Annotated in this window: 18 protein-coding genes; 9 read left to right on the top strand and 9 right to left on the bottom strand. The window is 64.3% G+C overall.

Annotated elements, in window-relative coordinates:
- Window positions 1-16: 16 nt before the first annotated feature.
- From AC0L3S_RS12075 to AC0L3S_RS12065, 3 genes are all read left to right on the top strand, one after another.
- Window positions 17-925 carry a dihydrodipicolinate synthase family protein gene (locus tag AC0L3S_RS12075; RefSeq protein WP_473247984.1) on the top strand — a complete coding sequence of 303 codons (909 nt, stop codon included), beginning with the start codon at window positions 17-19 and terminating at the stop codon, window positions 923-925.
- Between the two features lie 144 nt (window positions 926-1,069).
- Window positions 1,070-2,041, top strand: a complete 972-nt coding sequence (locus AC0L3S_RS12070) for an SDR family NAD(P)-dependent oxidoreductase (protein WP_473279217.1) — start codon at window positions 1,070-1,072, stop codon at window positions 2,039-2,041.
- Between the two features lie 284 nt (window positions 2,042-2,325).
- Window positions 2,326-3,438: an alpha/beta hydrolase family protein gene (locus AC0L3S_RS12065; RefSeq protein WP_473279216.1), complete on the top strand. Its 1,113-nt coding sequence runs from the start codon at window positions 2,326-2,328 to the stop codon at window positions 3,436-3,438.
- Window positions 3,439-3,448: 10 nt separating this feature from the next.
- Here the strand turns inward: AC0L3S_RS12065 and AC0L3S_RS12060 are convergent, their stop codons facing one another.
- The gene (locus AC0L3S_RS12060) at window positions 3,449-3,955 is read right to left on the bottom strand and encodes a MarR family winged helix-turn-helix transcriptional regulator (RefSeq protein WP_007603453.1); all 507 of its coding nucleotides are present in this window, start codon (window positions 3,953-3,955) and stop codon (window positions 3,449-3,451) included.
- 405 nt (window positions 3,956-4,360) lie between these two features.
- Between AC0L3S_RS12060 and AC0L3S_RS12055 the strand changes: the two genes are divergently transcribed.
- Window positions 4,361-5,917 carry a porin gene (locus tag AC0L3S_RS12055; protein ID WP_473259761.1) on the top strand — a complete coding sequence of 519 codons (1,557 nt, stop codon included), beginning with the start codon at window positions 4,361-4,363 and terminating at the stop codon, window positions 5,915-5,917.
- Between the two features lie 293 nt (window positions 5,918-6,210).
- On the opposite strand, the gene AC0L3S_RS12050 is transcribed toward AC0L3S_RS12055, so the two are convergent.
- From AC0L3S_RS12050 to AC0L3S_RS12040, 3 genes are all read right to left on the bottom strand, one after another.
- Window positions 6,211-6,690, bottom strand: a complete 480-nt coding sequence (locus AC0L3S_RS12050) for a GcrA family cell cycle regulator (RefSeq protein ID WP_473279215.1) — start codon at window positions 6,688-6,690, stop codon at window positions 6,211-6,213.
- Between the two features lie 72 nt (window positions 6,691-6,762).
- Window positions 6,763-6,960, bottom strand: a complete 198-nt coding sequence (locus AC0L3S_RS12045; protein ID WP_007603456.1) for a hypothetical protein — start codon at window positions 6,958-6,960, stop codon at window positions 6,763-6,765.
- A gap of 200 nt (window positions 6,961-7,160) precedes the next feature.
- Window positions 7,161-8,102 (bottom strand): acetamidase/formamidase family protein, encoded by a 942-nt coding sequence (locus AC0L3S_RS12040; protein ID WP_473259765.1) that lies wholly within the window; start codon window positions 8,100-8,102, stop codon window positions 7,161-7,163.
- A 164-nt stretch (window positions 8,103-8,266) separates the two neighbouring features.
- On the opposite strand from AC0L3S_RS12040, the gene AC0L3S_RS12035 reads away from it, so the two are divergent.
- The 3 genes from AC0L3S_RS12035 to AC0L3S_RS12025 are packed head-to-tail and all read left to right on the top strand — an operon-like array spanning window position 8,267 to window position 11,066.
- Complete coding sequence (locus AC0L3S_RS12035; protein ID WP_473279214.1) at window positions 8,267-9,034, top strand: YdcF family protein; 768 nt, start codon at window positions 8,267-8,269, stop codon at window positions 9,032-9,034.
- A 56-nt stretch (window positions 9,035-9,090) separates the two neighbouring features.
- Window positions 9,091-9,873 carry a DUF169 domain-containing protein gene (locus AC0L3S_RS12030; RefSeq protein ID WP_473279213.1) on the top strand — a complete coding sequence of 261 codons (783 nt, stop codon included), beginning with the start codon at window positions 9,091-9,093 and terminating at the stop codon, window positions 9,871-9,873.
- A 14-nt stretch (window positions 9,874-9,887) separates the two neighbouring features.
- The gene (locus AC0L3S_RS12025; protein ID WP_473279212.1) at window positions 9,888-11,066 is read left to right on the top strand and encodes a saccharopine dehydrogenase family protein; all 1,179 of its coding nucleotides are present in this window, start codon (window positions 9,888-9,890) and stop codon (window positions 11,064-11,066) included.
- On the opposite strand, the gene AC0L3S_RS12020 is transcribed toward AC0L3S_RS12025, so the two are convergent.
- Entirely contained in the window at window positions 11,017-11,523 is a 507-nt protein-coding gene (locus AC0L3S_RS12020) for a hypothetical protein (protein ID WP_473279211.1), read from the bottom strand. The genes AC0L3S_RS12025 and AC0L3S_RS12020 overlap by 50 nt on opposite strands.
- A gap of 117 nt (window positions 11,524-11,640) precedes the next feature.
- On the opposite strand from AC0L3S_RS12020, the gene AC0L3S_RS12015 reads away from it, so the two are divergent.
- Window positions 11,641-12,114, top strand: coding sequence for a MarR family winged helix-turn-helix transcriptional regulator (locus AC0L3S_RS12015; protein WP_473279210.1), 474 nt, complete (start codon window positions 11,641-11,643; stop codon window positions 12,112-12,114).
- A 92-nt stretch (window positions 12,115-12,206) separates the two neighbouring features.
- Here the strand turns inward: AC0L3S_RS12015 and AC0L3S_RS12010 are convergent, their stop codons facing one another.
- Window positions 12,207-13,403: an FAD-dependent oxidoreductase gene (locus AC0L3S_RS12010; RefSeq protein ID WP_473279209.1), complete on the bottom strand. Its 1,197-nt coding sequence runs from the start codon at window positions 13,401-13,403 to the stop codon at window positions 12,207-12,209.
- Window positions 13,404-13,549: 146 nt separating this feature from the next.
- On the opposite strand from AC0L3S_RS12010, the gene AC0L3S_RS12005 reads away from it, so the two are divergent.
- Entirely contained in the window at window positions 13,550-14,026 is a 477-nt protein-coding gene (locus AC0L3S_RS12005) for a MarR family transcriptional regulator (protein WP_473279251.1), read from the top strand.
- On the opposite strand, the gene AC0L3S_RS12000 is transcribed toward AC0L3S_RS12005, so the two are convergent.
- The 3 genes from AC0L3S_RS12000 to AC0L3S_RS11990 form a co-directional block, all read right to left on the bottom strand.
- Window positions 13,995-15,251: an O-antigen ligase family protein gene (locus AC0L3S_RS12000; protein WP_473279208.1), complete on the bottom strand. Its 1,257-nt coding sequence runs from the start codon at window positions 15,249-15,251 to the stop codon at window positions 13,995-13,997. The genes AC0L3S_RS12005 and AC0L3S_RS12000 overlap by 32 nt on opposite strands.
- An 81-nt stretch (window positions 15,252-15,332) precedes the next feature.
- A complete protein-coding gene (locus tag AC0L3S_RS11995) occupies window positions 15,333-16,883 on the bottom strand; it encodes an undecaprenyl-phosphate glucose phosphotransferase (protein WP_473279207.1) in 1,551 nt (516 codons plus the stop codon).
- A gap of 120 nt (window positions 16,884-17,003) precedes the next feature.
- On the bottom strand, window positions 17,004-18,137 hold the full coding sequence (locus AC0L3S_RS11990) for a glycosyltransferase family 4 protein (RefSeq protein WP_473259785.1): 1,134 nt from the start codon (window positions 18,135-18,137) through the stop codon (window positions 17,004-17,006).
- Window positions 18,138-18,271 lie beyond the last annotated feature (134 nt).

Here is an 18,271-nt window from a genome sequence, read left to right as displayed (position 1 = left end):
AACGCGAGGGCAGACCATGAAGGCACGACCGACCGGCGTGATCCCGCCGATGACGACGCCGTTCCGCAAGGATGGCGAGATCGACTACACGCTCGTGGCGCCCCAGGTCGACTGGATGATCGGGGCCGGCGCGCACGGCGTCGCGGCCGGCGGCTCGACCGGCGAGGGGCACACGCTGGATCACGAGGAATATCGCGACCTGATGGAAGCGACGGTCGCGGCGGTGAAGGGGCGCATTCCCGTGATCGCCGGCATCATCGTCGATTCCACGCGCGATGCGATCCGCCGCGGCAAGCTGGTGCGCGACATGAATGTCGCCGCGCTCCAGGTCACGCCGGTGCATTATCTGTTCAAGCCTGACGACGAGGCGATGGTGGCGCATTTCCGCGCCATGGCTGATGAGACCGGCATGCCCATCATCATCTACAACGTGGTGCCGTGGTCGTATCTGTCGCCGGCGCTGCTGACGCGGATCATGACCGAGGTGCCGCTGGTGGTCGGCGTCAAGCAGAGCGCGGGGGACCTGAAGCTGTTCGCGGACCTCATGATGATGGCGCCTGACAAGCTGATCTACAGCGCGGTCGATGCCCTGATGTATCCGTCCTACACATTGGGGGCCCATGGCTCGATCGCCGCGATCCTGACCGCGGCGCCGCACGCCTCGGTCGCGCTGTGGAATGCGGTGAAGGCGGGTGACCATCCGCGCGCGCTCGACCTGCACAAGAAGCTGCTGACGCTGTGGAACGCCGTCATCGCCGACAATCTGCCGGCCTGCACGCGCTATGCGCAGACGCTGCAGGGCCTGCCCAGGACTTATCCGCGCGCACCGATGCCGGAGGCATCGCCCGTGCAGCAGGCGGCGATCCGCAAGGCGCTGGACGGGCTCGGCGCGTTGAACGGGCGGCGCGTCGAGGCGGCCGAATAGTCCACGCCCCGAAATAACTGTGAGCACGGCAGCGCCGATCCGCTTTTACCTGCGGATGCGGCGCTGCTACATTTTGCGCGCGCTCAGATGCGCGCGGCGCGAGCTGTGAAGAAACATACCGACAAGGGAGGGGCCGAAAGTCCCATGAAGGATTTTGCAGGAAAGATCGCCGTCATCACCGGCGGCGGCACGGGAATGGGACGCGAGCTTGCGCGGCAGCTCGTCGCCGAGGGCTGCAATGTCGCGATGTGCGACGTCTCGGAAAGCGCGATGGCCGAGACCAGGCGGCTGTGCGAGGTCGAGAAGCTGCCGCAGGGCCTGCGCGTCACGACCCATGTCGCCGACGTCTCGATCGAGGATCATCTGAAGCGATTCCGCGACGAGCTCGCCGAGCAGCAGAAGACCGACCGGATCCATCTTCTGTTCAACAACGCCGGCATCGGCGGCGGCGGCAGCCTGTTCACCAACACCCGCGAGCAGTGGGAGCGCACCTTCGACATCTGCTGGGGCGGAGTCTATCTCGGCGTCCGCACCTTCCTGCCGATGCTGGTCGCGGCCGACGAGGCCCACATCGTCAACACCGCGAGCGTCAACGGCTTCTGGGCCTCGATCGGCATGAACCAGTCCCACACCGCCTACAGCTCGGCGAAGTTCGCCGTGAAGGGGTTTACCGAAGCGCTGATCAACGACCTCCGACTGCACGCGCCGCATGTCAAATGCTCGGTGGTGATGCCCGGCCATATCGGCACCTCGATCGTCTCCAATTCGCGCAAGGTGCAGAGCGCCGACGGCTCGGAGCGGCTCAACGCCGACGAGGTCGCGCTGACCCGCAAGCGCATGGTCGCGGCCGGCGTGCCGGATGCCGACAAGATGTCGGACGAAGACATCCAGGCGGTGTTCACCGAGCGCGCCCGCAGCTTCCTCGAGGATGCGCCGACGACGGCGGCGCAGGCCGCCCGGATCATTCTCGACGGGGTCAAGGCGGAGCAATGGCGCATTCTCGTGGGCGAGGACGCAAAGCGCCTTGACGAGCGCGTTCGTGCTACACCGGAACAGGCCTACGAAAGATCCTTCTACGAAAGCTTCACGCAGGAGGTCGGCTGGCGGCTCGGCTGAGGCGGCCGCCGGGCGCGCCGATATAGGTATGATGCTCATCATAGCAAGAGGCGCGCAGGCAATTTCGCGTGCCACCTCTTGCCAGTTCTCTTGCCAGTTCGCTGCCGGCGTCCTGCCCGTGTTCGGCCATTCATGACGGACAGGAATGTCACGCATGCGACCCGTCCCTGCGTTCAAGCGATGGTGATCTCCAACGGCTCTCATTCGGCGCACGGCAGCTTGGTCAGGGAACCAAAATAGTTTAGTCAGTCATGTGTAAGGCGATGACCAGAGCGTAGCTCCCGATGATACCCGCATGCCTCTCCGACGACTGGATCCTTTGCCCGGAGCGAGAGGACATCTCCGCTGAGTTCACGCGGCTCCTGACCGCGGCCCAGGAGGGCGGCGCCACGATCGCGGAATGCCTGATGATCGCGCGGCAGCTGAAGCGGGGCGACGACCAGTCCTGGCACCGCGAGTGGAAGAAGCTGGCGCAGACCAATCGACATCGTGCCGAGGCCGCGTTCGCGGAAGGTCACAGGGCGACCGCGCAACGCAACTGGCTCCGTGCCATGAATTACTACAGTGCGGCCGCGATGCCGCTCGATCAGGCGGACGAGCGCCGCTGGGTCGCGGTCCTCGCGATGCAGGATTGCGCCCGCCGCTTCCTCGCCGCGCGCGAGCCTGCCGGCGAAGTCGTGACGATCCCCTGGCTCGACGGCCATTCGTTGCAGGGCTATTTCCTGCCCGCGCCGTCGGGACGCGTGCGAGCCCCGACCGTGATCTGCATCGGCGAGCCGGGCCACCGCAAGGAGGAGTTTCTGTTCAAGCTCGCGCCGCATGCGCGCGAGCGCGACTTCTCGCTGCTGGCGCTGGATCTGTTCGGCGACCAGCGCGACGACTATCTCGACGCGCTGTTGCGGCGCCGGGATCTCGAGAGCGCGATTCCGTGCGTCATGGACTATCTGGAGACCTGCAGCGACGTCGATTTCGAGCGCGTCGCGATCGTCGCCGATGGCTGGGGCTCTTCCTTCGTGGCGCGCGCGGTGCTGCAGGAGCCGCGGCTTGCCGCCGCCGTCTGCGATGGCGGCCTGTGGGACCTGCACGAGCGGGCCTTCTTTGCCAGCCGGTTCGCGATGAGCGACGTCAGCATCGTTCCGGTGCCGCATGCGCCGCTGATGGCCTCCAGCGCAGACTGTCCGGTGCTGATCACGCTGGGTGAGGACGGCTGGCTCAAGGCCGATCGGGCGCGTCAGATCGTCCAGACGTCCCGGCTCGGCAGTTCGGATGTCATGTTGAAGGTCTTCACCGCGGCCGAAACCGGCGCGGCGCAGGGCCATGCGGATAATCCGAGCCTCGCCAATGAATACATCTTCGACTGGCTCGAATCCCGGCTCGGCGCCGCGGGGCACATCTGAGGACGTCGACTCAGAAGTCGAGGGTCAGGCGGACGCAGGCCTTTTCGAGACGGGTCTTCAGCATCGCGAGCTTGGTGGTAAATTCCGTCAGCTCTTTCTCGTCGAACTCCTGGAAGACGAATTCCTTGATTGTCTTGTACTGCTCGTTGAGGCTCGCCAGGTGCTTCTGCGTCTTCTCGGTCAGGGACAGCCGCACCACCCGTGCGTCGGTCGGCGAGGGACGACGGCGCAACAGGCCCTTCTTCTCGAGCAGCTTGGACTGGGTGGTGACGAACGACGGGTCGACGTGGAGCAGTTTCGAGACGACGTTGACCGGAATGCCGTCGTCCTTGTCGAGGTCGGAGATCGCCATCAGGATCAGCCATTGCGGGCCGCTGATGCCGAGCGTTCTCGCCCAGAACTGACGCAGCTCCTCCAGGTACATGTTGATCGACGATATCTCCCAGGTGAAGCGCCTGATGATATCCAGATTGCCGATGGAGCGGAGGCGCGCCCCTTCTTTCCTCGTCGCTGACACAGCGTCACTCCCGTGATCTGATTTGTATGCGGCCGGTGTCGTGCAAGCCATAGTCCACGCAAGCCTGCTCTGACGCAAGTGCAGAGCAGGGTAATTTCGTCACTAAAACTACAAAGATGATCAGCTCACGGAATCGCCTCGCAGCGGTGTTGCTCAGGGGGCACAGGTTTAGCGAAACCACAAAGCTTACCAAATAAGGTATTTTGATTAGTGAACGGCGCAGGCATATTGCTCCTTGACGGTGGGGGGTACTCGATCGTCCCGTTGCAGGTGGTTTGCTCACGGCCCTCGCGTGGAAAGAGGGTGTGTCCGAAAGCGCAAAGCGGCCGAGCGGATTTGAAAGACGGGGATCTGGGGGGCCTCACGGTCCGGTCTTCGTAACATGAGCAACTTGGAGGTTTTAATATGAAATTGGTGAAGAGCCTTTTGCTCGGCACTGCGGCGGGTCTGATCGCCGTCGGTGGAGCTCAGGCGGCTGATCTTCCGGTGAAGGCCAAGGCGGTCGAGTACGTGAAGGTCTGCTCGCTTTACGGCGCGGGTTTCTACTACATCCCGGGCAGCGACACCTGCATCAAGCTGGGCGGCTATCTGCGTGCCGAAGTGGCGCTCAATGCCGGCGGCAACTACAGCGCCCAGTACAACAACGTCTTCGCGGCCAACAACCGCCTGACCAACTATTACTCGATGCGCGCTCGTGAAGATCTCAACATCGACACCCGCACCGCGACCGAATACGGCGTTGTCCGCACCTATTTCGATGCGGTCTTCACCTGGACGACCGGCAACTATGTCGGCGCCGGTTCGGGAACGGGTGCCACCCAGTACAGCGGCACGCTAGGGCTCAACGCCGCAGGCACGGGCCTGATCGGCTCGACCGGCGGCGCGGTGAACGGCACCGACGGCACGACCTCCGGCGGCGCGCTCGGCGTCTACTACGCCTTCATCCAGTTCGCCGGCTTCACCATGGGCAAGGCCGTGTCGCAGTTCGACGCGCCCTGGATCAACTATCCCGGCAACAACTTCGACCAGCTCGTCGGCGGCAGCGGCAGCACCAACGGTGTTGCCCAGTTCACCTACACCGCCGATCTCGGCCAGGGCGTGACGGCGATCGTCTCGGCCCAGGACCAGACGCAGGTGTTCCAGACCGCGCTCTGGAATACGGCCGGCATGTCCACCACCGGCGTCCTCGGCGGTGCTTACGGCTCCAACGATCTCGGCGGCACCCGCTCTCCCGATCTCGTCGGCACGCTCCGCGTCGACCAGGCCTGGGGCCTGTTCCAGGCCTCGGTCGCAGCGCACGACAACCATGTCGGCTATTACGGCGCGAGCGAAGCCACCGGTCACCCTGAAGACAAGTGGGGCTGGGCCGTCCAGCTGGCTCTGGGGATCAAGAACATCCCGACCGGTGCCGGCGACGTGATCAACATCTCGGGCGTCTACACCGAAGGTGCGAGCCGCTACAACTTCCAGGAGCTGGCAGCGACCAGCTACTCGATGTTCGGCGGTTCGGGCGGCGCGTATCAGAGCATCGGCTTCGCCGGCGTGTCTGACGCGGTGTTCGCACCCGGCAGCGGCCTCGAGCTGACCAAGACCTACGGCTTCCGTGGTGCCTACACCCACAACTGGAGCCCGTACTGGAACTCGGCGCTCTATGGTGCGTGGGCCGCCGTCAACTACAGCGGCACGGCCAAGGGCATGATCTGCGGCAGCGCCGCGTTCGCGACCCTGACCGGCACCTGCAACCCGGACTTCAACATCGGCCAGATCGGTGTCATCACCCGCTGGACCCCGGTCAAGAACCTGACCTTCTCGGCTGACTTCACCTACAGCCATCTTGACCAGAAGTACTCGGGCGTGATCACGACGCCGGCGCTCACCAGCGTTGCCAAGCCTGCGGCGACCTATGAGCTGAAGGACCAGGACACCTACAGCCTGTTGGTTCGCGCCCAGCGCAACTGGTAAGCCTTGATCTTCGGATATGACGCAGCCCCGGCGGGACACCGCCGGGGCTTTTTTATGAGATGAGCTTTTGTACGACGATGGCTTTCGGAAAATCCCGCGGCCTGTGCGGGCGACGAAGACGAGCCATGCGATTCGACCGCCCCAAATTTATTTACTTACCTGAGTTACTAAGCTATATAACTCGCAGCCGATGACGAAAGTTGCGGCTCTGACTTGATGCTAAACCTCCAGAAACCTCCGGCAATGCCCTGCCGGAGGTTTTTCGTTTGAGGACACGGCTCTAGAATACGGTTCTAAGCGCGCATGACGCGCGCGCGGGAATTCGGCCGGTAGGCGAGGCGGCTGTGGCCGGCGCAATAGGACTGGCCGTCGGGTGCGGAGTTGCCGCAGAAGCAGAAATCGTCCGCGCCGGGCGTCGAGATCGGCCAGCGGCAGCGGTTCTCGGCAAGCTCCAGCAGCGAGCAGCGGTTGGCGTCGTCGATAGGGCCAGTGACTACGGGCGCGCTAGGCTCGCCATAGATCGTGGCGAGCATCTCGTATTGCAGCCGCGGCACGGTCCGCGATGTGCGCGAAGGCGCCAAGCCCCGGTCCTGAACTTTGCGATCGTCGATGGTCCGGCCGCGCGTCAGATTGAGGCGAGACAGCTTGCCGATCACGGCATTGCGGCTGACGCCGATGTCGGCGGCGATCTCGCGGCAGGAGAGCCCGGCCTCGAAATGCTGCTTCAAAAGTTCGATTCTTTCGTCGGTCCAGGTCGGGGAGAGAACAGGCATTGGTGCGGTCCCAGGTTGCAGATGGCGGCCATCCGCCTCTCGAGATCCGTCCGCCTCACGTTCGGCGCGCGCTCACGTCCTGCCATTGTCGCGAATCGACAAAAGCCCGTCCTTGATGGCGAGACGGATGCCTTCCTCGATCAGGGTACGTGCGACGCCGGGAACGCTGGTGCCGTGGGTGCCCTGTCTCACCAGCTTCTCCAGATAGGTGATGGTCGAGAGCGCCAAGGTTACGGGAATGCGGTCAGTCTCGGCTTTTTCGGTGGCCATGGACGAAACGCTAGCCTCTTACTTGGGTACATAAAAGTAACGATTAAGACTCTATTTAGGTTTGAGGGCGGAAGTCAAATGCAGGCCGCGGCGCTTGGTCAGCTCGTTGGAATCGCGAGGGAAATCAGGCATGGTAGGACACGCCGCGCGGCAGGCAGGCGGCGGTGTGGCCTCGACAGGTCAGGCGTGGGCAGGTCGGCTCAGCCGTGCACGATCGTCTTTTCGATCATGCAATGGATGCCCTTTGAGCCGTTGACGGTCTGGGTGACCCGCAGGTCGGCCGCCAGGCTGCACAGCGTATAGGCGTCCTCGCGCGACAAATTGCGCCTCTCGCCGAGCAGCACGATCATGTCGCGCAGCGCCCGCACCACGCACTGGTCGAGGTCGGGGTCCATCGCCATGGTCATGTAATGCGTCGCCGTCTCGCCGCGGGGATATTCGAGCCTGAGGTCCTTGCGCAGTGTCAGGCGAAAGCGGCCCTGAAGCGCGGTCTCGATCGCGGTGACGCAGACCTCGCCGTCGCCCTGCACGCCATGGCCGTCGCCGCAGGAGAACAGCGCGCCCGGGACGAACACCGGCAGATACAGCGTCGCACCGGCGCCAAGCTCCTTGTTGTCGAGATTGCCGCCCATGGCGCGCGGGACCAGCGAGGAGATGCGGCCCCAGGCGGGAGGGGGCGAAACGCCCATCACGCCGAAGAACGGCTTGAGCGGCAGGTCGAGCCCCCACGGCATGCGGGCGACCATCCGCGACCGGTCGAGCGGGATGTTCAGGATGCGCGTCTCGTGGAAATCGTCGGGCAGGGTGCCGGACAGCGGCTTGATCATGTTCCAGCCCCAGTCCTGCCGGAGTTGGACGTCGAGGATCTCGACCGCGAGCACGTCGCCGGGTTCGGCGCCCTCGACCGCGATCGGGCCGGTGAGGATATGGCCCGGCAGCATGCGCTCGTTCCTGGCATGAACCTCGTGCATCTCGGGCGGAATGTGAAACTTGCTGCGGTCGGGCAGCATGTCCGGACCGCCGCTGATGGTATCGACCGTGACCTCGTCACCGCTCGCGATGGTGAGGACGGGCTTGAGCGCGGCCTCGAAGAAGCCCCAATGACAGGTCTCGGGGCTGGAATGCAGGTGGTGATGGGTCATGGGGTGTCCCTCCGTTTCACAGGCCCGGGCTTGACCAGGCAATCGATCCTCTTCCAAGAAGCTTTCTGAAGATCGACGGGCGGGTCAAGCCCGCGCGCAACAGGCACGATCATTCCAGCGAGGCTCCCCTGCTTTTTGTCCTGTCCAAGACCCTCGGCGCCGCGGTGCTGCCGATCAACTTCATGATCGAGCTCGGGATCGTCTCGGTCGTCCTGATGGCGACGCGCTTTGCCGCATTCGGCCGCAAGCTCGCCGCGGCCACGCTGATCATGCTTGCGCTCGCCGCGTTTTCGCCGGTCGGCAACCTTTTGCTCTATCCGCTGGAGTCGCGTTTCCCGCCGTGGGATCCGTCGCGCGGTGCGCCCGACGGCATCATCGTGCTCGGCGGCTCGGTCGATACCGATCTTTCGGCGGCGCACCGCACGCCCGTCGTCGCGCACGCGGCCGATCGCTTGTTTGCGCCGGCCGAGCTCGCGCGCCGCTATCCGAACACGCGCGTTGTTTTCACCGGGGGCACCGCGAACCTGGTTTCGACGGACTCTCGGGAGGCCGACTACTCCGCGCCGATCCTGGAGAATCTGGGCATCGCCAAGCAGCGCCTGATCCTCGAGCGGGACTCTCGCAACACCTACGAGAATGCCATCTTTACAAAACAATTGGTGGCGCCCAAGCCAGGCGAACGCTGGCTCCTGGTCACCTCGGCCTTTCACATGCCGCGTTCGATGGGGATCTTTCGCAAGGCGGGATTTGACGTGGAAGCCTATCCCGTGGACTGGCGAATGGGCGGGCGTGACGATCTCTTCTCTTTCACCAATGTCGGCACGGACGGGCTCGGCCGAACCGAGGTCGCCGTGCGCGAATGGATCGGACTCGTCGCCTACCGCCTGATGGGCCGGACTGGCGAGTTGCTCCCGGGACCGGCGAAGGACTAGAACCGTTCAAGAAACAATAACAGCGCCGGCGCGCGACTGCCGGCCGGGAGGACGCCATGCAACAGCAGAGTGCAGACCGCATCGATCTTGCCGGCCTCGTCGCCGATCTCAACAGCCTGTTGCGGCTGAAGACCACGGTGATCGGCATGAAGCTGTTCGCGCGGACCGCGGACATGGAGGCAATCCCCAAAATCCGGCGGCCGAACGCGGTCCACACCACCGACCAGATCGTCAGCATGGCGGCGCGTCTGGGCTGGACGGTCGGCATCACAGCCGACGATCTCGTCGGCGCGCAATGCCGCGCGGTGATCGGCCTTGCACCGCAGGACGAGAAATGGCTCGCCGGCGAAAACTATGTCGGGGTCTGGCACGGCACGGCGGAGGACGCACGCAAGCGCCAGGAGGCGCTGGACGTGGTTCCGTTCGGACAATATCAGGCGCTCGCGGTCAGTCCGCTGGCGAGCGGCCGGCTCGATCCGCCGGACATCTGTCTCGTCTATGCGACCCCGGGGCAGATGATCATCCTGATCAACGGGCTGCAATATACCGGCTACAAGAAGTTCGAATGGGGCGTGGTCGGCGAGACCGCTTGCGCCGATTCGTGGGGCAGGGCGCTCAAGACGGGCGAGCCCAGCCTGTCCTTGCCATGCTATGCCGAACGGCGCTATGGCGGCGTGCCGGACGAGGAGATGCTGATGGCCCTTAAGCCGGAACATCTCGCCAAGGCAGTTGTGGGCATGAAGGCGCTGGCGAAGAACGGCCTGCGTTATCCGATCCCGCCCTATGGGGTTCAAAGCGACGTCCGTGCCGGCATGGGCGTGAGCTACGCGAAGAAGTAAAGCGAAGGCCGACCATGAGCTCTGCGAAATTCGACATCGTCGTCTATGGCGCGACCGGTTTTACCGGCCAGCTCGTCGCCGAATACCTGACCCAGCATTACAAGAGCGACCATTCGCTCAAATGGGCGATGGCAGGCCGCAGCCTCGGCAAGCTGAAATCGGTGCGCGATGCGATCGGCGCACCCGGGAATACGGAGCTTATTGTCGCGGATGCGTCGGACCCGGCCTCGCTGAAGGCGATGGCGGAACGGACGATGTCGGTGATCACCACCGTCGGCCCGTATCAGCTCTATGGCGAGGAACTGCTCGCCGCCTGCGTCGCCACGGGCACGGATTATTTCGATCTCTGCGGCGAGCCGATCTGGATGCGCCAGATGATCGACAAGTACGAGGCGGCTGCAAAAGAGAGCGGCGCGCGGATCGTGTTTTCCTGCGGCTACGATTCCGTGCCGTTCGAGCTCGGTACGTTCTTCGTGCAGGAAGAGGCCAAACGTGCCTTCGGCGCGCCGGCCCCGCGCGTGAAGGGCCGCGTGCGCGACATGCGCGGCACGCTTTCGGGCGGCACCGCCGCGAGCGCGAAGGCGACCTTCGATGCCGTGGCGCAGGATCTCAGCCTTGTCGCGATTCTCAACGATCATTTTGCGCTGACGCCCGGCTTCAGCGGCCCGAAGCAGCCGAAAGGCAACAGGGCCGCCTTCGAGGAGGACCTGCAATCCTGGGCGGCGCCGTTCATGATGGCGCTGATCAACACCCGCAACGTTCACCGCTCCAACATGCTGATGGGATTTCCCTACGGCCAGGACTTCGTCTACGACGAGATGGTCCTGACCGGTCCCGGCGAGAAGGGCGAGGCCAACGCCAAGCTCGTGATGGCTGCCAATGCGGGCAAGACCGGCCCCGACGCACCGAAGCCGGGCGAGGGGCCGTCGAAGGAAGAGCGCGAGAACGGTCTGTTCGATCTGCTCTATATCGCGATCGCACCCGATGGCCGCATGGTTCGCGCCGGCGTCACCGGCGATCGCGATCCCGGCTACGGCTCGACCTCGAAGATGATCTCCGAATGCGCGATCTGCATGCTGCGCGACACGACCGACGTCGCAGCCGGCTTCTGGACGCCGGGCGCAGCGATGCAGCACAAGCTGATCAAGCGGCTGCAGGAGAATGCTGGGCTGACGTTCGCTGTGGAGGAGTAGCCGTCACCTTCGCCTCTCCCGGGCGGCGAAACCGACCTTTCATCCTCAAGCCGTCTCGCGTGTTGAGCACGAGCAAGGTGATGTTCACAGCTCCTGCGGCAAGCTCGACAGCCTGCACCGCATAGAAGACTGCATCAAACTCGGCGGCGCTCGCCTTATGTGCGAGGAACAGTGCGGCGGGGACGAGGACCAGGACGCCATTGCCGGCGATCAGCGGCATTCGCTTGATCTTGGCGCCGACCAGGCCGGCTCGCCGACCCCGTGCCAGCGTAAGGCCCGTGCCCCCCGCCGCCGCCAGCGCCGGGACCAGCAAAAGAAAGCCCCATGGTATGGCGGTCTTGACGGCGGTGATGACGGCTTGGGATGCGAAAAGCTCGCTGAGTGCGGTCGACAGCCAAAATGTCGAGATGGTCAGAAGCGCGATTGCGCCAGCGATGGGATGAATCACCTTGATCATAATTGGGTTCCCTTGACCGAAGACGGCCAGCCTGTTCAATGTGACATGATGATGTCGATATCTATGCTGCAGAGAGCCATATTGACATTATGATGTCAATTAAGGTATGGTAACAATATGCGCGCTACCAAGCGATCCCCGGCCGGTGATGCTTTGACTGAGCTCATTCTCGATCTGTTCAGGGTCAACAACCTGACCGTGACGTGGGGCGACCGGCTGGTCGCTCCGCTCGGCCTGACCAGCGCGCGCTGGCAAATTCTGGGGGCAATCGTAGCCGCGGACCGCGCCCAGCCGGTCGCCTGGCTCGCCCGAGACCTCGGAGCGAACCGGCAGAACGTTCAGCGCATCGTCAATGACCTGGCCCAGGAAGGGCTCGTTACGTTCGAGCCCAATCCACATCACCGTCGCGCCCACCTCGTGGTGCTGACGGACAAGGGGCGGAAGACTTACGACGCTGCCATCCGCCTGTACGACCCCAGAATCAACGCACTCGTGCAAGGTCTGCCGATGGAAGAGCTCAGGACCGCCGGTCGCCTCATGAAGGCACTGCGCAAGAAGCTTGAAGACGAAGAGAGTGCGACAGAGGCTTGATCAATCGTCGTGCCGACATCGACTATGTGGTGACGCTCTGCGACTGGTCCTTCTCGCGCCGCCTGTGCCGAGTTCGTTTCGACCTGATGCGCTTACACCGCCCGCGCGTCGTAGGCGTACATGAAATCCATGCCCTTTGCGCCGAGCGGCAGCAGCCATTTCATCATCTGATTTCGCATCCAGGCGCCGGTGGCGCTGAACTCGCGCTTGCTGTTGCCGTTGCGTCGCGCCATGGCGACGATCTTCTCGGTGCGCGGACGGCGCTCGGCCTCGAATTCCCTGAAGGTGGCGCCGAGCTCCTGACCCTCCTGCATCAACCGGGCAAGGCGCATCGCATCCTCCAGCGCGAGCGAAGCGCCCTGGCCGGCGTGGGGGCTGGTTGCATGGGCGGCATCGCCGATCAGCAGCGAGCGCTTGCGCGACCAGGTCGGCAGGGTGGCGACGTCGAGCGTGTCGGTGACCACGATGTTCTCGGCTGCCTCGATGATGCCAGGGATTGGATCGTGCCAGCCGCGGTGGAAGCCGCGCAGGTGCTGCTTCAGCGTCGCGTGGTCGAGCGCGCGGAACATCGCCGCGTCCATGCCGTGCGCCGGCTGCGTGCTCCACCACATCACGCCGTCGGTCGGATCGGGGCTGCAATAGCCGTAGCCGAAGAAGCCGCTCTGCCCGAACGTAGTCTCGACGTGCCGGCCGATCGGCCGGCCGTCGAGGACGGCGTGCGGCACGAAGCCGCCGAAGCCGATCAGTCCGGTATCGAACGGCTGCGGCCCGTCCGGCACCACCTGGCGGCGCGTCACCGAGTGCACGCCGTCGGCGCCGATCAGGAAGTCGCCTTCGGCCGTGGTGCCGTCGGCGAAATAGGCGATGATCGGCTGGTCGCCGCGATCCTCGATCTTGATCAGGCGCTTCTCGAAATGGAGTGAAACGCATGCGCACCAGGCCTTGTCGATCAGCATGTCGTTCAGCGCGGCGCGGCAGACATTGACCGCGGGCTGGCCGAAGCGCCGCGCCATGTCGCGGTTGATCGAGCCGAGCCTCTCTCCGGCTTGCGAATAGAAGTCGAACGATTCCGCGATCGAGCCGCGGCTGATCAGCTCGTTCGAAAGGCCGATCTCGTCCATGATCTGCATGCCGTTCGGTGCGATCTGAAGGCCGCCGCCAATGCCTTTCGAATAGGGCCAGGCCTCGTAGATCGCGGACTCGATGCCGGCGCGGCGCAGCAGGATCGCCGCCACGGGCCCGGCGATGCCGGCGCCGATGATCAGGGCCTTGCGGGGACGATAGGACATGGCTTGCTCCCGACGTTTCCGTGGTGCTATGAGAATTACGGTCGCTAAATCTCTTAGTGACTAAGATATATGTCCACTAAGATACGAGGTCTGCCTTGTCAAGGACGAAGGCGCGCGCCGCGCTGCTGCAGGAGCTCGAGGAGGCGATGCGCAGGTCGTCAGCGCAGGGCGTGCTCTATGGGCAGACCGTTGCGAACGTTGCCGGAATTGCCAATTCCGATCTCGAATGCATGGACATCCTATATCTCGAAGGCCGCGTCACTGCCGGCCGTCTCGCCGACGTGACGGGGCTCACGACCGGCGCCATCACCGGCGTGGTCGACCGCCTCGAAAAGGCGGGGCTGGTGCGCCGAGAACGGGACGATGCCGATCGTCGCAAGGTTTTCATTACCGTCGTGCCGGAGGCGATACAAAGGCTCGGCCAGTTCTACGTGCCGATGCAGCAGGCGATGGAGAAGGTTTTTGGCGGCTATTCCGACCAGGAATTGCGCCTGCTGCTGCGTTTCGCCAATGAGGGCTACCAGGGCGTGCTCGCGGCGACCGCAGCGCTGAAGGGCCTGCTCGATACGCCGCCGGAAAAGCGGCCCACTCTCAAGCTGAAGAAGCTTCGTCGCCAGCCCTAGACTTGTAGATCTGCGCCGCCGCGATCATGCCCCACATCGCGCCCAGCATCATCCAGAAATGCCGCCAGTGGTCGGTGTCGATCACAAAACTTTCGCCGACGGTGCCGACGAAGGCGGAGAACACCGCGAGATAAGCGCGCTGCCAGGGCACAGGCACGAAGATGTGCCTGACGCCCATGATGACGGTGGTGAAGACCAGCGCGGGATAGCAGATGCCGGACAACCAGCCGCCCGACATGAAGGCGTTGAGATAGGAGTTGTGGGTGTCCTCGGGGAAGAAGCGGTGGAATTGCAGAGGGCCGATGCCGAACGGCAGGTCGAGCGCCATCTCCGCTCCCAGGATGTGCCGGCCGAACCGGCCGAAGCGGCCTTCGTCATAGCTCTGGTCGAAGCTCGCGCGCTGCTTGAACATCTCGGCGGTGGAATCGAACGACATCAACACCGCGATCAGCGCAAGGCCAAGCACCGCGGCCAGGATCGCCATGACGATGATGCGCGAGCGCTGCGCGTTGGTGCGGCTGGTCAGCACCATCAGCGCCAGCATGAAAGCGGATGTCAGCACCAGTCCGCCCCAGGCGGCGCGGGAGAACGCGAGCAGAATCGCCAGCGACATGGTGCCGAAGGCGATGACGTTGCGGAACGCCTTGCCGGCCTTGTCGGAGACGACGCTCTGCAACGAGAACAGCGCCGGCAGGATCAGGAAGGCGCCGAGCACGTTCGGATCCTTGAAGGTGCCGCGCGCGCGTCCATACAGCGTGAGGAGGTCGTCTCCGCCGGGAACCAGGTGGAAGTAGCCGGCGACCGCCAATAGCGAGGCGACCATCGCGCCGACCACGAGCCCGCGGCGGAGCATGTCGAGCCGGGCAGCGGTGTCTTCCGACGTGACCATGGCGAAGAACACGACCGTCACCGCCATGTACCAGGAGGTCGCAATCCAGCTCACCACCTCGGACTGCTCAAACAGCGGGATCGCGCTGATCGTGTAGCCGATATTGAGCAGGACCAGCATCAGCAGCAGCGGCATCAAAGCGAGCCGCAGACGCAGGCCGGTGGCGAAGAAGGTGACGGTGGCCAGCAGCGTCACGATCTCGTAGGGGCTCGGCTCGATGAAGACGATCGCGCCGGAGGCGCCGACCAGCCATACCAGCGCGCGCTGGAGCGCCAGCACGCCGGGCGCAGCGCGAACCGCTGCATTCATCTCCCCGGCTGTTGCCGCATACGCCATCACACGCTCATACGTTTACGCAACTCATACACAAACACCGCCAGGTGCCCGCCTTCGCGAGGCACGACGGAAGACCACAACTCAATACGCGTTCTCGTTCTTGGTCAGCAGCGAGATCGGCGTCTTCAGCAGAATGACGAGATCGAACAGCACCGACCAGTTCTCGATGTAATAGAGGTCGAACTCGACGCGTTTCTGGATCTTCTCTTCATTGTCGATCTCGCCGCGCCAGCCATTGATCTGGGCCCAGCCGGTGATGCCGGGCTTGACCCGGTGGCGGGCGAAATAGCCGTCGACGGCTTCGTCGAACAGGCGGCTCTGCAGCTTGCCCTGCACTGCATGTGGACGCGGCCCGACCAAAGAGAGATCGCCGGAGAAGACCACGTTGAAGAGCTGCGGCAGCTCGTCGAGGCTGGTCTTGCGGATGAAGCGGCCGACGCGGGTGACGCGCGAGTCGTTCTTGGTCACGACCTTCGAGGCCGTCGGATCAGCCTGATGATGGTACATCGAGCGGAACTTGTAGACGTCGATGCGCTCGTTGTTGAAGCCGAAGCGCTTTTGGCGGAACAGCACGGGGCCGGGGCTGTCGAGCTTCACGGCCAGCGCCACCAATCCCATCACCGGCAAGGCCACGAGCAGCGCGAGAGTGCCGACCACGCGGTCGAACAGCCATTTCATCACCAGGTCCCAGTCGGTGATCGGCGCCTCGAACACGTCGAGCGTCGGCACCTCGCCGATATAGGAATAGGAGCGGGGGCGGAAGCGCAGCTTGTTGGTGTGTGCGGAGAGGCGGATGTCCACCGGCAGCACCCAGAGCTTCTTCAGCATCTCCAGGATCCGCGTCTCGGCGGAGATCGGTAGCGCGAACAGCACGAGATCGACGCGGGTGCGGCGGGCGAACTCGACGATGTCGTCGACCTTGCCGAGCTTGCGCGCGCCGGCACAGGTGTCGAGCGCGCGGCTGTCGTTGCGGTCGTCGAACACGCCGAGCACGTGGATGTCGGAATCCTCCTGCTCCTTCAGCGCCCCGACCAATTGTTCGCCGTTGCGATCGGAGCCGACGATGATGGTGCGGCGGTCGAGCCGGCCCTCACGCCCCCAGGCGCGCACGAGCGAGCGCAGCACCAGACGCTCGCAGAGGAGCGCGGCGAGCCCGAGGACGTAGAAGGTGGCAAGCCACAGCCGCGATATTTCGCTGCCGAACTTGGCGAAGAAGGAGATGCCGATGAACGTCAGGAAGACGAAAGACCAGGACGAGATCATCCGCGTCATCTGCCGGAGCTGACCGCGGAACAGCTGCACCTGATAGATGTCGGCGGCCTGGAAGCAGACCACGGCGGAAACCGCGACGGCGATGACCTGCGCGGGATAGATCCAGCTGAAGGAGCCGGCGTGCGGCATGACATAGCCGAGATAGAGCACGATGCCGACGAGGCTCAGCAGCGCGAAATCGGCGAGCCGTACGAAGCCGGCGATCACGATCGGTGAATAGGCGCGGGCGACCTTCTGGTTGACGACGTCGAGCGCGGCGGGCGAGAGCCGCTGGCGGCGCTCCACAAAGGGCCGGTCAGCCGGCTTCGCCGCGGCGCTGGTCGCGGCATCGAGCATCGAGCGTGCGTTGAGCGGTTCCACGGGCGTCCACGTCCATTCCAAAAACCCGCGGACCGCGTCCTTGCGCCCCGGGCGAGCATCCCCTGGGCCTTGGATTATCGGACAAATCGGAAGATTCTCTAAAGCCGGTCTTAAGAATGGTTAGTGGTTGGTAAACGCGTCGCGATAGCCCGCGAGGACGCCCTCGACCATCGCCTGCTGGGAGAAATGCGCGGAGATGCGCTCGCGAAGCGACGAGGCGCGCTGCGCTGTTCCCAGCGGATTGTCGAGCGCGGCCGCAATCGCCTCCGCCATGGCTTCCGCGTTGCTCGGCGCAAACAGCGCCGGGTTCTCCGCGCCGAAAATCTCGGGAATGCCGCCAATCTTGGACGCGATCATCGGAATGCCGGCGGCACCGGCCTCGATCACGACATAGGGCATGGAATCGCCACGCGAGGGAACGACCAGCAGCCGCCCCTTGGAGAAGCCGTAGCGTGCCTTGACATGACCGATGAAGCGGATGGCACCCGAGAGGCCGAGCCTCTCGACCTGCGCTTTCAGCGCCGCGGTCTCCTCGCCGTCGCCGCCGAGCGTCAGTGTGACCTTCTTGCCGCCCTCGTGCAGGCGCGCCACCGCGTCGACCAGCAGATCGGCGCCCTTGATGTGCCTGAACTCACCGACATAAGCGAGGTCGGTGGCGTCGTCGGCCATGACGACAGGTTCGAATTCCTCCGGCGTCACGCCGTTGAAGACGCAATGCACCACGCCCTTCGGCTTGCCGACGATGCGCTGATAGGTGTCGCGGGCAAACGCGCTTTCGAACAGGAACAGGTCGGTAGCGTCCATCAGCGTACGCTCGAGCCGCGCGTAAAACTCGCCCTTGAGGGTGTTGAGGGGATAATGCAACGAGCCGCCATGCGGGGTGTAGATGCGGATGGTGTCGTCGGATCGTCGCCGCATGCGGATAAAAGCGCCGGCCTTGGCGCCGTGGCCATGCATGACGTCGGGCTTGAGCGTAGCGATCAGGCGCCGCAAGCGGAACCAGACCAGGAGATCGTCAGGCGACGGTTCGCGGCGGATCGCCATCCGGTGCACGCCGAGTTTCAGCCGCGGTGCGAGCTCGGCAAGGGCCTTGTCGGCACGCTCACCGCCGGTGAGACTGTCGGCGAGGATGCCGACATGATGGCCACGATCGACCTGGCCGTTGGCGACGTCGAGGATGTGGCGGAAGATGCCGCCGACCGGAGCGCGTACGGCGTGCAGGATGCGAAGCGGCTGGTCGGGAGAGGGGGGCATGATCAAAACCAGCGCTCGACGGCGAATGCTCGAACAATCTGACGAAATATCGAGGCGGATTAAGAGCCCTCGTGGTTAACAAACGGTGACGGACGTGCACGCGCGAGCTGCTGCACGCCGCGATTAACCCAGCG

It is taken from the genome of Bradyrhizobium sp. Ken01, from assembly GCF_055807355.1.
Note: the sequence above shows the minus strand (reverse complement) of the source record. Positions and strands in the feature narration are given on the sequence as shown.

What these genes read in the sequence shown, in the direction of transcription:
- AC0L3S_RS12050 (WP_473279215.1), bottom strand. Translation starts at nt 6,690, where the DNA reads ATGCCTGTTCTCTCCCCGACCTGGACCGACGAAAGAATCGAACTTTTG.
- AC0L3S_RS12010 (WP_473279209.1), bottom strand. Translation starts at nt 13,403, where the DNA reads ATGTCCTATCGTCCCCGCAAGGCCCTGATCATCGGCGCCGGCATCGCC.
- AC0L3S_RS12045 (WP_007603456.1), bottom strand. Translation starts at nt 6,960, where the DNA reads ATGGCCACCGAAAAAGCCGAGACTGACCGCATTCCCGTAACCTTGGCG.
- AC0L3S_RS12020 (WP_473279211.1), bottom strand. Translation starts at nt 11,523, where the DNA reads ATGATCAAGGTGATTCATCCCATCGCTGGCGCAATCGCGCTTCTGACC.
- AC0L3S_RS12075 (WP_473247984.1), top strand. Translation starts at nt 17, where the DNA reads ATGAAGGCACGACCGACCGGCGTGATCCCGCCGATGACGACGCCGTTC.
- AC0L3S_RS12000 (WP_473279208.1), bottom strand. Translation starts at nt 15,251, where the DNA reads ATGGCGTATGCGGCAACAGCCGGGGAGATGAATGCAGCGGTTCGCGCT.
- AC0L3S_RS12040 (WP_473259765.1), bottom strand. Translation starts at nt 8,102, where the DNA reads ATGACCCATCACCACCTGCATTCCAGCCCCGAGACCTGTCATTGGGGC.
- AC0L3S_RS12070 (WP_473279217.1), top strand. Translation starts at nt 1,070, where the DNA reads ATGAAGGATTTTGCAGGAAAGATCGCCGTCATCACCGGCGGCGGCACG.
- AC0L3S_RS12055 (WP_473259761.1), top strand. Translation starts at nt 4,361, where the DNA reads ATGAAATTGGTGAAGAGCCTTTTGCTCGGCACTGCGGCGGGTCTGATC.
- AC0L3S_RS11990 (WP_473259785.1), bottom strand. Translation starts at nt 18,137, where the DNA reads ATGCCCCCCTCTCCCGACCAGCCGCTTCGCATCCTGCACGCCGTACGC.
- AC0L3S_RS12025 (WP_473279212.1), top strand. Translation starts at nt 9,888, where the DNA reads ATGAGCTCTGCGAAATTCGACATCGTCGTCTATGGCGCGACCGGTTTT.
- AC0L3S_RS12005 (WP_473279251.1), top strand. Translation starts at nt 13,550, where the DNA reads ATGCGCAGGTCGTCAGCGCAGGGCGTGCTCTATGGGCAGACCGTTGCG.
- AC0L3S_RS12065 (WP_473279216.1), top strand. Translation starts at nt 2,326, where the DNA reads ATGATACCCGCATGCCTCTCCGACGACTGGATCCTTTGCCCGGAGCGA.
- AC0L3S_RS12030 (WP_473279213.1), top strand. Translation starts at nt 9,091, where the DNA reads ATGCAACAGCAGAGTGCAGACCGCATCGATCTTGCCGGCCTCGTCGCC.
- AC0L3S_RS12015 (WP_473279210.1), top strand. Translation starts at nt 11,641, where the DNA reads ATGCGCGCTACCAAGCGATCCCCGGCCGGTGATGCTTTGACTGAGCTC.